The following is a 14184-nucleotide window of genomic DNA, read 5'->3' as shown; positions in this document are numbered from 1 at the left end:
CACGGGCAGGCGCTCCAGTTGCTCCTCGGGGTGCTGTTCAAGCGCCAGCAGCAGACCGTCGAGCACCTGCAGCATCTGCGCGCAGACTCTTTGCGCGCCGACCTGGGCAGACACCTGCACGCCCAGGCGCAGGCCGTCGCCGAAATCATCCACGTTAAGGCTCAGCGGATAGTTGGTGCGCCCCTCGCTGCCCAGCGCCTCGATACCTTCCCAGGCTTGCGCCTGCGGCGCGGCCCGGCTGCTCTGGCGGTAGTTGAGCAAGGCGCTGAACAGCGGCAGCGGCGCCGCCACCTGGCTGCAGCGCTGGGCCAGGGCCAGCGAGGCGTGCTCGTGGAGCAGCAGCGCCGAAAGCTCGCGGTGCGTGGCCAGCACGCCTTCGCGCACGCCGAGCCCACCCAGGTCGACCCGCAGCGGCAAGGTGTTGATGAACATGCCCAGCGCCCGTTCGCTGCCCTCGCCGCCCTGCAGACGGCCCAACAGCACGGTACCGAACACCACCTGGTCCTTGGCGCAGGCACTGCCCAGCAGGCGCGCCCAGGCCAGGTGCACCAGGCTCGCGGTGCTCACCCCCAGCTGGCGGGCCTGGGCACGCAAGCGGCCATAGCGGGCCCCCTCGAACTCGACCTCGGCCTCATCGAGGGCCAGCCCCTCGCCTTGCACCTCGCGCAGGCCGAACGGCAGGCTCGGCTCGTCGATATCGCCCAGGCGGGCGCGGAAGAACGCTTCATGCTCGGCCTCGCTGACGCCCTGGCGCGCCTGCACCACATAGTTGCGGTACGGCACCGACGGCGGCAGCGGCTCGTCGTGGCCCGACAGATAGCCGCGCAGCTCGGCCTGCACCGCCTGCATGGCGATATGGTCGAGCACGATATGGTGGAACTGCAGCACCGCCTCGATCCGCTGGCTGCCCGGCACGGCGCGGTGCAGCAGCCTGATCAGCGGCGCCTGGCCCAGGTCCAGGCGTGCCAGGTGCTGCGCGTCGAGCGGCGCCAGTTGCAGCGGCGCCTGGCGCCAGACCACCTGCACCGGTTGCGCCAGGCCCTCCCAGAGCACCGCGGTGCGCAGGATGTCGTGCCGGGCGATGACCTGCTCCAGGGCCTGGGCGAACGCCTGCAGGCGCGCCGGGCTGTCGAAGCGCAATTGCGCGCGCAAGGCATACGGATCGGCGTCCGCGCTGCTCAGGTGCAGGTAGAGGATGCCTTCCTGCAACGGTGCCAGTGGGTAGATGTCCTGCACGTTGGCCGCGCCGCCCGGCACCGTGGCAACGATGCGTTCGATGTCGGCCTGCTCCAGCGCCACCAACGGCAGCATGTCCGGGGTGATGCGGGTGCAATCGGCCGGGATCAGGTTGGCCGCAACCGGCACCTGGCGGCTGTGCCCCAGGGTGGTTGCCAGCGCCGCCACCGTCGGCTGGCCGAACAGCGTGCGCACGTCGGCTTGCAGGCCGGCCTGGCGCAGCCGCGCGGTCAGGCTTACGGCCAGCAGCGAATGGCCGCCCAGTTCGAAGAAGTTGTCGTGACGCCCTACGCGCTCGACACCCAACAACTGCGCCCAGATTTCGGCCAGCAGGGTTTCCGTGTCGCCCTGTGGTGCTTCGTAGCCGCCCGCGTGCAGATCCGGCAGCGGCAGTGCCTTGCGCTCCAGCTTGCCGTTCGGGGTCAGTGGCCAGCTGTCGAGATGGATGAATAGCGCCGGCACCATGTACTCCGGCAGCTGTGCCAGCAAGGCCCGGCGCAGCGCGTCGGCCTGTTGCGGTTCACCCCGGTGATAGGCGACCAGGCGCGCACCGCTGTGCGGATGCTCGTGCACCAGCACCAGCGCCTCACGCACACCCGCGATCCGGTTCAGGCAGGTCTCGATCTCGCCCGGCTCGATACGCAGGCCGCGCAGCTTGATCTGGTGGTCGGTGCGGCCGAGGAACTCCAGCACGCCGTCATGGCGCTGGCGTACCAGGTCGCCACTGCGGTACAGACGCTCACCGTCAACGAACGGGCTGGCGATGAAACGCTCGGCCTGTTGCTCCGGCAAGCCCAGGTAGCCCCGCGTCACCCCGGCTCCGCCGATGTGCAACTGACCGGCAACGCCGAACGGCACCGGTTGGTCGTGGGCGTCGAGGACGTACAGGCGGGTATTGTCGATCGGCCGTCCGATCGGCAATGCGCCCGCCGGCAGCGGATCCCGCGCTTCCAGGGTCCACACGCTGCAGTCGACCGTGGTCTCGGTGGGGCCATAGACGTTGTGCAGGCGCACCTGTGGCAAGCGCTCGCGCACTTGGCGGGCCAGGGCTTCGGTGAGCTCGCCACCACCGCAGACGATGTCGGTAAGGCTGGCGCAGGCGGCGCTGGCGTCCTCGTCGAGGAACTGCTGCAGCAAGGCCGGCACGAACTGCACCACGTTCACCTGCTGCCGTTCGATCAGCTCTACCAAGTACTGCGGGTCGCGCTGGCCATCCGGGCGCGCCAGCACCAGGCGCAACCCGCTGCACAGCGGCCAGAACAGCTCCCACACCGAGGCGTCGAAGCTCACCGGGGTCTTGTGCAGCACCGCACCTTTGTTCGGGAACAGTCCGGCGCTCCAGTGCACCAGGTTGACCACGTTGCGGTGCTCGACCATCACCCCCTTGGGCACGCCAGTAGAACCTGAGGTGTAGATCATATAGGCCAGGTGCTGCGAGGTCAGGCCAGGCACCTGCGGATTGCTGTCCGACAGGTCGCCCCAAGTCGGCTGATCGAGGTCGACCAATGTCGCCGACGAGCCCACCAGGGCCCGGGTGGCCTGTTGCACCAGCAGCGCCCGCGGCTGGCTGTCGGCGAGCATGTGGCCGAGGCGCTCGGCCGGATAGTCCAGGTCGAGCGGTACGTAGGCGCCACCGGCCTTGAGGATCGCCAGCAGGCCGACCAGCAGCGGCAGGCCGCGCTCGACGCAGATCGCCACCCGGTCGTCGGGTTTCACACCCAGTGCGATCAGGTGGTGAGCCAGGCGGTTGGCCTGGACGTTGAGCTCGCGGTAGCTCAGTTGCCCCGCTTCAGCGTGCACGGCAATCGCTTCGGGGGCGCGTGCTGCCTGCCGCTCGAACAGCGCCTGGATCGGCTGCTCGGAATCATTGGCCCGCGCTGTCGCGTTGCAGTCCTGCAACAAGAAGGCGCGTTCCTCGTCCTGCAGCACCGGCAGTTGCAGCACCGTCTGCCCGGTTTGTGCCTCCAGGCCTTCGACCAACGCCAGCAGTACCTGCCGCAGCTGCCCGCAGACCCGTTGGGCGCCAACCGTCGCCGGGGTCATGGCCACCAGGCGGAACCCTTGGCCCATGTCGTCCACGCTGAGGCTCAGCGGGTAGTTGCTGCGCTCCTGGCCGTCGAGGAACTCGATGCCCTGCCAGTCCAGGCGCCGGGCTTCGCTGGCCTCCTGGCCATGACGGTAGTTGAGCATGGCGCTGAACAGCGGCGCCGGCGCCGGTACGCCGCTGCAACGCTGGGCCAAGGCCAGCGACGCATGCTCGTGGACCAGCAAGGCGCTCAGGCGCTGCTGGGTCTGGCGCACCGCTTCGGGCAGGGCCACGCCCTGCAGGTCCAGGCGCAGCGGCAGGGTATTGATGAACATGCCCAGCGCCCGCTCGGCACCTTCGCCGGCCTCCAGCCGGCCCAGCAGCACGGTGCCGAACACCACGCTGTCGCGGCCACTGGTGGCGGCCAGCAGGCGGGCGAAGGCCAGGTGGAACAGGCTTGCAGGGCTGGTGCCCAGTTGCCGGGCCTGCTGGCGCAGGCGCGCGGCCAGGGTTTCGTCCAGCCACAGCTGGGCTTCCTCGATAGCCTGGCCATCGCCCTGCACGTCGCTCAGGCCGTAGGGCAGCGTCGGCTCGTCGATATCACCCAGCAGCTCGCGGAAGAACGCCTCGTGCTCGGCCTGGCTGACGCCCAGGCGCGCCTGGGCCACGTAGTTGCGGTAAGGCACCGGGGCCTGTAGCGGTGCCGTGGTGCCTTGCAGGTAGCCCAGCAGTTCCGCGCCGATGATCTCCAGGGCGGTGTGGTCGAGGACGATATGGTGGAACTGCAGCAGTGCCTCGACCCGCTGGCTGCCGGCATCGGCGCTGTACAGCAGGCGAATCAGCGGTGCCTGGCTCAGCTCCAGGCGTTGCAGGTCCTGCCCTTCGAGCGGTGCGACCAGCAGCGGCGCCTCGCGCCAGACCACCTGCAGCGGTTGCTCCAGAGCCTCCCAGAGCACGGCGGTACGCAGCACATCGTGGCGTGTGATGGCCTGGCGCAACGCAGCGGCGAAGGCCTCGAGCCGCGCCAGGCTGTCGAAGGCCATGGGCGACTGCAGCACATAGGGGTCGTGCTGCGGCGAGCTGAGGTGGTGATAGAGGATGCCTTCCTGCAACGGTGCCAGCGGGTAGATATCCTGCACGTTGGCCACGCCCCCCGGCACCGTGGCGACGATGCGCTCGATGGCAGCAGGTTCAAGATCCACCAGTGGCAGCATGTCCGGGGTGATCCGGGTGCAGCCGGCCGGGATCCGGTTGGCCGGGACCTCGACCTGGCGGCCCTGGCCCAGGGTCGCCGCCAGCGCCGCCACCGTCGGCTGGCCGAACAAGGTGCGTACGTCGGCCTGCAGGCCGGCCTGGCGCAGACGCGCGGTGAGGTTGACCGCCAGCAGCGAGTGGCCGCCAAGTTCGAAGAAGTTGTCGTGGCGACCAACCCGCTCGATACCCAGCACCTCGGCCCAGAGCGCAGCGATGGCAGTTTCCACAGGACCTTGCGGCATGACGTAGTCCTGGGCGGCGAGCATGGCCGGTTGCGGCAGCGCCTTGCGGTCCAGCTTGCCGTGGCTGGTCAGTGGCAGTGCGTCCAGGCGCACCAAGGCTTGCGGCAGCAGATGCGCCGGCAGGCTGGCCTGCAAGCCCTCGCGCAGGCGCTCGATATCGACCGTTGCCGCTTCGGTGAACCACGCCAGCAGGCGCTCGTCGCGCACCAGCACCACGGCATCGGCGATGCCCGGCTGGGCCTTGAGCGCGGCCTCGATCTCGCCCAGCTCGACCCGCACGCCGCGGATCTTCACCTGGTCGTCGTTGCGCCCCTGGTAGTCCAGGGTGCCGTCGGCGTTCCAGCGCACCAGGTCGCCGGTGCGGTACATACGGCCAGCGGCGAACGGGTCGTCGAGGAAACGCTCGGCGGTAAGGTCGGGGCGGTTGAAGTAGCCACGGGCGACCTGCGCGCCACCGATGTACAGCTCGCCGGTCACGCCGACCGGCACCGGCTGGCGCTGCGCATCCAGCACATAGACACGGGTGTTGGCGGTCGGCTTGCCGATATGCAGCGCGCCACCCGGCTGAAGTTGACCGGACGTCGCGACCACCGTGGTCTCGGTCGGGCCGTAGTTGTTGACCAGCACGAAGCCCGGATCGCGGTCGAACTGGCGCAAACGGTCGCCGCCCACCAGCAAGGTGCGCAGGGTCGGGTGCTGGCGTTCGCGGCGCAGCGCCTGCTCGGCCACCGGGGTCGGCAGGAAGCTGACCTGCAGCGGCTGCTGCAGCCACCAGTCGAGCAGTTCGTCCACGTGCTCGCCGCCGATCTGCGCCGGCGGCAGGTGCAGCACCGCCCCGGCGCACAGCGCCGGCCAAGCCTCCCAGGCCATGGCATCGAAGCCGAAGCCGGCGACGCTGGAGGTGTTGCTGCCGGCGCCCAGGTCGAAGGCCTGGCAATGCCAGTGGACCAGGTTGGCCAGGGTGCGGTGCTCGACCATCACTCCCTTGGGCTGGCCGGTGGAACCGGAGGTGTAGATCACATAGGCCAGCTGATCCGCATCCAGACCGGCGACGACGGGGTTGCTGTCAGCTTCATGAGCCCAGTCATCGCCATCCAGCGCAACCTTGGCCACCTCGCCCACCAGCGACTCAGTGCTCGATTCGACCAGCACCAGCGTCGGCGCACTGTCACTGAGCAGATAGGCAATGCGCTCCGCCGGATAGCCCGGATCGACCGGCACATAGGCCGCGCCGGCCTTGAGCACGGCCAGCATCGCCACCAGCCGCTGCGGACCGCGCGACAGGCACAGCGCGACACGGTCGCCCAGCGCCACGCCACGCTTGATCAGGTAATGGGCCAGGCGATTGGCGCGCTGGTTCAGCTCGCCATGGCTCAGGCTCACCTCGCCCTGTACCACGGCCAGCGCTTCGGGCGCCTGGGCCTCGACCAGCGCGTGAACGGTGTGCCCTTGCGGATAATTGACGGCAGTGGTGTTGAAGCCCTCCACCACCTGGCGCAAAGCCTCGTCATCCAGCATCGGCAGATGATCGAGTCCCTGGCCCGGCGCCCGCTCCAGCGCCTGCAACAGTTGGCCTAGCGTATTGACCATCCACGTGCCGACCTGCGCCGCAGGCAACCCCTCGGCGGCCAGCACGCTCAGCGAGAAACCCTCGCCCAGGTCATCGACGCTCAGGGTCAACGGGTAGTTGCTGCGCTCCTCGCCGCCCAGCAGGCGCACACCCTGCCAGATACCTTCACCGTCCCGGGCCGCCTCGGCGCTGTGCCGGTAGTTGAGCAAGGCACTGAACAACGGCGCCGAAGCCGCCACGCCGCTGCAACGCTGGGCCAGCGCCAAGGGCGCATGCTCGTGACCGAGCAGGGCCGACAAGCGCTGATGAGTGACGCGCACGGCCTGCTCCACCGGCAGCGCGGTGTCCACCCGCAGTGGCAGGGTGTTGATGAACATGCCCAGGGCGCGGTCGGCGCCCTCGCCGCCCTGCAGGCGGCCCATCAGCACGGTGCCGAACACCACGTCGTGACGCCCCGCCAGCACACCGACCACCCGGGCCCAGGCCAGGTGCACCAGGCTGGCGGCACTGACGCCGCGCTGCCGGGCCTGCTCGCGCAGGCCTTGGGCCAGGGCGTCAGGCAGCATCAGGGCGGCATGCTCGACCCGCCCGCCATCGCCCTGCACATCGGCCAGGCCAAAGGGCAGGGTCGGTTCTTCGACATCCCCCAACTGGGCGCGGAAGAACGCCTCATGGCTGGCCTGATCGTCGCCCAGGCAGACCTGGGCGACATAATTGCGATACGGCACCGCGGCAGGCAGCGTGGCGCCACGCCCGTCCAGCAGCACCTGCATCTCCTCGCCGACCACGGCCATAGCGGCGTGGTCGAGGGTCAGGTGGTGGAACTGCAACAGCGCCACCCACTCGCCCTGGCGCGGATCCTCGGCATAGACCAGTCGCAGCAATGGCGCCCGGGTCAGGTCCAGACGCTGCTGGCGGGCATCGAAACGCGCCAGCAACTGCTCGATCACGGACTCCTCACCCAGGCCGGTGACTTCGCTGAGCGCCAGGTTGGCCTGGCGCCAGACCACCTGCACCGGCTCCGCCAGGCCTTCCCAGACCACCGAAGTGCGCAGGATGTCGTGGCGGTCGATGACCTGTTGCAAGGCCGCTGCCCAGCTACGCAGGCGCTCGAGGCTGTCAAAGGCCAGGCGCGACTGCAACAGGTACGGATCGCCCTGCTCGGCGCTCAGGTGGTGATAGAGGATGCCCGCCTGCAACGGCGCCAGCGGGTAGATCTCCTGCACATTGGCGGCGCCGCCCGGCACGCTGGCGACGATGTGGTCGATGCTGGCCTGGTCCAGTTCGATCAGGCTGAGCATCTCTGGCGTGATCCGGGTCGCACCTTGGAGGACACGGTTTTCGGGTACGGTCACTTCTCGTCCAGAGCCCACCGCCGCCGCCAGCGCGGCCAGGGTCGGCTGCGCGAACAGCACGCGCACGTCGGCAGCCAGGCCGGCCTTGCGCATGCGCTCGACCAGGCTCACCGCCAGCAGCGAGTGGCCGCCCAGTTCGAAGAAGTGATCATGGCGACCGACCTGCTCGACCTTGAGTACATCGGCCCAGATCGCGGCCAGTGCCGTCTCCACCTCGCCCTGCGGCGCCTCGAAGGCGCGGCTGACCACGGCCTCGCTGCCTGGCTGCGGCAGCGCACGACGGTCGAGTTTGCCGTTGGCCGTCAGGGGCAGCGCATCCAGACGTACATAAGCCGACGGCAGCATGTAGTCCGGCAGCACGCCTTGCAGACGCTCGTGCAGTTCGCCGATCGCCGCAACGTCACCGGTGAAGTACGCCACCAGGCGTTTGTCTCCCGGCGCGTCCTCACGCACGATCACCGCCGCGTCGCGCACGCCCGGGCATTCGCCCAGGCGCGCCTCGATTTCGCCCAGTTCGATGCGGAAACCGCGCAGCTTGATCTGCTGGTCGGCACGGCCCAGGTAACGCAGGGTGCCGTCGGCCTGCCAACTGACCAGGTCGCCACTGCGGTACATGGTGCCGCCGTTGAACGGATCGGGCAGGAAGCGCTCGGCCGTCAGCTCTGGCTGACCCAGGTAACCCAGGGCCACGCCGTCGCCGGCGATGTACAACTCGCCCAGCGCCCCCACCGGCAGCAGTTGCTGGCGGGCATCGAGCACGTAGCAGCGGCTGTTGCCGATCGGTTTGCCAATCGGGATGCTGCCCTCGCCCACCTCGGTGATTTCGTGGGTGGTGCTGAAGGTGGTGGCCTCGGTCGGGCCGTAGCCATTGAGCAGGTGTTGCGGCGCGCCGTCACGCAGTACCCGGGCGATCACCGCCGGGTCCAGCACATCGCCGCCGACCATCAGGTAGCGGAGTTTGCGCAACGCCGGCAGCAAGTCATCGGCGAACTGGTGGAACAGGCCGGCGGTCAGCCACAGCACGGTGACGCCCTGCTCCAGCAGCACCTCGCGCAGGCCCTGGCGCGACAGCACCTGATCCTGGTCGATCACCACCACCGCGCCGCCGTTGAGCAGCGGCGCCCAGACTTCCAGGGTGCTGGCGTCGAACGCCGGGTTGGAGGCGAAGGCCACCCGGTCCTGGCTATCGAAGTTGGCAAAGCCGTTGTTGACCACCAGGCGCACGATGGCCCGGTGCGGCACCTGCACGCCCTTCGGTGTGCCGGTGGAGCCGGAGGTGTACATGATGTACGCCGCGCTGCCGGCGTCCACCGCCAGCCCTAGCGGCGCATCGGCATAGTCGCTCAGGTCGAGTCGGTCGAGTTCGACCCGGCGCGCCCCCGCCACTTCGGGCTGGTCGCTGTGGGTCAGCAGCAACGCCGCCCCGCTGTCGCCGACCATGAACGCCTGGCGTTCGACCGGAGCATTGCCGTCCAGCGGCACGAACACTGCCGCGCATTTGCTCACCGCCAGTTGGGCCGCCAACAGGTCGAAGGAGCGTGGCAGCAGCAAAGCCACGCGATCACCGGCACGCACGCCCTGCTCGAGCAGGTAGACGGCCAGGCGATTGGCCTGGTCATCGAGCTGGGCATAGCTCCACTGGCGTTCACCGTGGATCACCGCGAGTGCCTCGGGCGTGCTCGCGGCGTGGGCTTCGAACAGGCGGTGGGCGGCCAGGTCGCGCGGGTAGTCGCGTGCCGTGGCATTGAAACAACCCAGCACGCAGTCGCGCTCTACCCTGGGCAACCCATGCAGACTGTGCAGCGCGACCTGCGGCGCCTGCTCCAGCGCCGTGACCAACTGCGTCAGGGCCCACTGCAGCAAGCGGCAGACGCGCTCGCCATCGACCGACGCCACGGCCTGCACCGTCAACCGGAAATCATCCCCATAGTCGTCGACGCTGACCACCAGCGGGTAGTTGCTGCGCTCCTGCGCGGTCAACAGTTCGATCCCCGGCCAGACCGGCCCCTGCGCAGGCTGGCCAGCACTGTGGCGATAGTTCAGCAGGCTGCTGAACAGCGCCTGCGAGGCCGGCACGCCGCTGCAGCGCTGGGCCAGGGCCAGGGAGGCCTGTTCATGGGCCAGCAGGCGCGCCAGGCGCTGGTGGGTCAGGCGCACGCCCTCGGCCACGCCCGCAGCGCCCACGCTGACCCGCAGCGGCAAGGTATTGATGAACATGCCCAGCGCCCGGTCGGCGCCCTCGCCGCCCTGCAGGCGACCGAGCAGCACGGTGCCGAACACCACCTCTTCGCGTCCGGACATCTGCGCCAGCACCTGCCCCCAGGCCTGGTGCACCAGGCTGGCGACACTGACCCCCAGCGCCCTGGCCTGCCCGCGCAGGCGTGCGACCAGCGCAGGCTCCAATGGCCAGCGGCTTTCACCCACCGAATGGGCCTCGACCATCGCCTCGCGCAGGCCGAACGCTTCGGTCGGTTCGTCGATATCGCCCAGCAGCTCGCGGAACAGTGCCTCGTCGGCCTGAGGGTCCGCGCCAAGGCGTGCCTGGGCCACGTAGTTGCGATACGGGATGCTGGCCGGCAGCTCTGCGGGGCCTTGCAGCAGCGCCCCCACCTCGAGCATCAGCTGTTCCACGGCGGTGTGGTCGACAAGAATATGATGCAGCAGCAGGGTCGCCTCCAGGCGTCCGGCCTGGCGCTGGCTGCTCAGGCGCAGCAAGGGCGCCTGGCCGAGGTCAAGCCGTGGCGTTTCGAGCGCCGGGCTCAGCAGCAGCGGCGCCTCGCGCCAGACCACCTGCACCGCCTCGTCCAGACCCTGCCAATGCAGGCTGGTGCGCAGGATGTCGTGACGCGCAATGACCTGGTTCAGCGCGGCGACGAAGGCGTCCAGTTCGACCTGCCCGGCAAAGGCGAAACGCGCCTGCACCACATAGGGGTCGGCGCCTTCGCTGGCCAGGTGATGGTAGAGGATGCCCTGCTGCAACGGCGCCAGGCCGTAGATATCCTGGATATTGGCCGCGCCACCGGGGATCTGCCGCACCAGTGTGTCGATGGCGTCCTGGTCGAGGTCGGCCAGGGGCAGCATGTCCGCGGTGATCCGCGTGCAACCTGCCGGGATACGGTTGGCCGGCACCTCGACGGCGGCCCGGCCACCCACCGACGCCGCCAGCGCGGCCAGCGTGGGCTGGCTGAACAGCACCCGCACATCGGCCGCCAGCGCCTGCTGGCGCATGCGCTCCACCAGGCGTACCGCCAGCAGCGAATGGCCGCCCAGCTCGAAGAAGTTGTCGTCACGCCCCACTGTCCCGACACCCAGCAGGTCCGCCCAGATCGCCGCCAGGGCGGTCTCGATCGGGCCCTGGGGCGCCTGGTACTGGCGCACCGGCGCTTCGGGGGTCGGCAGAGCCTTGCGGTCGACCTTGCCGTTGGGCGTCAGCGGCATGCCATCGAGGTGGATGAACAGTGCCGGCACCATGTACTCCGGCAACTGCTCAAGCAGACGCTCGCGCAGGTACTGCGCGGCGTGATCCTGGCCAGTGTGGTAGGCCACCAGGCGCTGGCCGCTGTGCGGGTGTTCGTGGACCAGCACCAGCGCCTCGCGCACGCCGTCCACGCGGTTCAGGCAGGCTTCGATCTCACCCGGTTCGATACGCAGTCCGCGCAGCTTGACCTGGTGATCGTTGCGACCGAGGAACTGCAACGAACCGTCAGCGCGCTGGCGCACCAGGTCACCGCTGCGGTACAGGCGCTCGCCGCGCACGAACGGGCTGTCGATGAAGCGTTCGGCCTGTTGCCCGGCCAACCCCAGGTAGCCACGCGCCACCCCCACGCCACCGATGTGCAGGTGCCCGGCCACGCCCCACGGCAGCGGCTGGTCCGCGCCGTCCAGTACGTAAAGGCGGGTGTTGTCGATCGGCCGGCCGATTGGCAGCGCGCCGTCCGGCACGGGCTGATCGGGCTCCAGGGTGCAGACGCTGCAATCGACCGTGGTTTCGGTGGGGCCGTAGACGTTGTGCAGGCGCACTTGCGGCAGGCGCTCGCGCACCTGGCGCACCAGGGCTTCGGTCAGCTCGCCACCGCCGCAGACGATGTCGGTGAGGCTGCTGCATTGCGCGCTGCGCGCCTGTTCGAGGAACTGCTGCAACAGCGCCGGCACGAACTGCACCACGCTGACCCTGGACTCGATGATCCGCCGCGCCACATAGTCCGCGTCACGCTGGCCGTCCGGCCGCGCCAGCACCAGGCGCAGGCCGCTGCCCAGGGGCCAGAACAGCTCCCACACCGAGGCGTCGAAACTGATCGGGGTCTTGTGCAGCACCGCGCCGTCCGCCTTCGCGGGGCACAGCCCAGCGCTCCAGTGCACCAGGTTGACCACGCTGCGGTGCTCGACCATCACGCCCTTGGGCAGCCCGGTGGAGCCGGAGGTGTAGATCACATAGGCGAGGTGGCGCGAGGTCAGCCCGGCCACCCGTGGGTCGGTCGCCGGCAGGCTTTCCCAGTCCGCCTGGTCGACGTCTATCTGCGGCACGGCCAGCGCGCCCGGCACCTCGCGGGTGGCCGCGTGCACCAGCACCGCCAGCGGCGCGCTGTCGACGAGCATGTGGCGGATGCGCTCGGCCGGGTAGCTCGGGTCCACTGGCACATAGGCGCCACCGGCCTTGAGGATGGCCAGCAGGCCAACCACCATCGACGGGCCGCGCTCGACGCAGATCGCCACCCGGTCGTCGGGGCGCACGCCCAGGGCGATCAGGTGGTGGGCCAGGCGGTTGGCCTGTTCGTTGAGCTGCCGATAGGTCAGCTGTTCACCTTCCGCCTCGATGGCCACCGCCTGTGGATGCAGCAGCGCCTGGCGCTCGAACAACGCGTGCAGCGGCTGGTCGAGGTCGTGTTCGGCGGCCGTGGTGTTGCAGCCGGTCAGCAGTTGATGGCGCTCCTCGGGCGTCAGCACCGGCAGCACCAGCACGGGCAAGTCGGGGGCGCGCTCGAGCGCCTCCACCAGCCCCTCGAACACCTGTCGCAGTTGCCCGCACAGTCGCTCGGCACCCCATTCAGCGAGGGCCTGGACCGTCAGGCGCAGATCGTCACCCAGATCGTCGACCGCCAGGTTCAGGGGATAGTTGGTACGCTCTTCGGTGCCGACCACATCGATGCCCGGCGCCACCGCGATCACCGCCGCGGCGTCACCTGCCGCGCTATGGCGATAGTTGAGCATGCTGTTGAACAACGGCATCGGCGCCACCACACCGCTGCAACGCTGGGCCAGGGCCAGTGGTGCCTGTTCGTGGCCGAGCAGTGCGGTCAACTGGCGGTGGGTCAGCAACAGTGCATCCCGCACACCCTGCCCCTGCAGGTCGACCCGCAGCGGCAAGGTATTGATGAACATCCCGAGGGCGTGTTCACCGCCCTCGCCCGCCGCCATGCGCCCCAGCAGCACGCTGCCGAACACCACTGACTCGCGCCCGGACCACGCGCCCAGCAGGCGCGCGAGCCCCAGGTGCATGATGCTGGCCGGGCTGACCCCGAGCGACCGGGCCTGGGCGCGCAGACGTTGGCTGAGGCCGGGCGCCAGGGTGATCCGGGCTTCCTCCATGGCTTGGCCGGCCACCTCCTGGACGCCGAAGGCCAGGGTCGGCGCATCGATATCGGCCAGCATGGCGCCGAAGAATGCTTCATGGGCCTGTTCGTCCTGGGCCTGGCGGCTCCTGGCCAGCAGGTCACGGAACGGCACCGGGGCTGGCAGCCGCTCGCTGTCACCCGCGAGATAGGCGTAAATCTCGCGGCGCACGATGTCCAGGCCGGTGTGGTCCATGACCGTGTGGTGGAACAGCAGCAGGCCCAGCACCCGGCCGTCGCGATCCTGGCCATGCACCAGGCGCAGCAAGGGGGCCTGGGCCAGGTCCATGCGGTAATGACGCGAGTCGAAACGGGCGCGCAGTTGCTCCAGCGGCTCGTCACCGTCCAGGCTTCCGACTGCCTCGCACGCCAGCGGCGCCTTGCGCCACACCACCTGCAGCGGCTGGTCCAGGTATTCCCAGGCCAGTGCCGTGCGCAGGATGTCATGGCGCTGGATCACCCAGTCGAGCGCCTCGGCGAACGCCTGCAGGTGCGCCGGGCTGGCGAAGCGCAGCTGGGCCTGCAGCACATAGGGGTCGCCCTCGGCAGCCGTGAGGTGGTGGTAGAGCATGCCCTCCTGCAGCGGCGCCAGCGGGTAGATGTCCTGCAGATTCGCCGCGCCCCCGGGCAGCGTGGCGACGATGCGGTCGATGGCGGCCTGGTCGAGCCCGGCCAGGGGCAGCATGTCGGGGGTGATGCGCAGCGCCGGGCTCAGCCAGCCATCCTCCAGGCCCGCGAGCATCTCCAGCAGCGCTGGCTTGTGCGCCGCCAATGCGTCCCACAGCGCGTCATCGAGGGTATCGTCATCGCCCTCGACGATCAGGTCGGCCTCCTCGCGCTGGAGTCGGATCGCACGGGTGGAAAGCGCTGCCATGAGTTCGCTGAAGAGCAT

1 protein-coding gene (only partly in view) is annotated in these 14184 nt (G+C 69.5%); it reads right to left on the bottom strand.

Annotated features, from left to right (window positions below; translation table 11 throughout):
• Positions 1–14184, bottom strand: partial view of a non-ribosomal peptide synthetase gene (locus tag CCOS191_RS28535; protein ID WP_046855419.1) — the 5' portion only. Its footprint begins 11262 nt before the window's first position; only the first 14184 of its 25446 coding nucleotides appear in the window; the start codon lies at positions 14182–14184; the stop codon falls past the left edge of the window.

Origin of the sequence: Pseudomonas sp. CCOS 191, from assembly GCF_001007005.1 — a bacterium.
Lineage (GTDB): Bacteria > Pseudomonadota > Gammaproteobacteria > Pseudomonadales > Pseudomonadaceae > Aquipseudomonas > Aquipseudomonas soli.
This window is presented reverse-complemented; position numbering and strand designations above follow the sequence as displayed.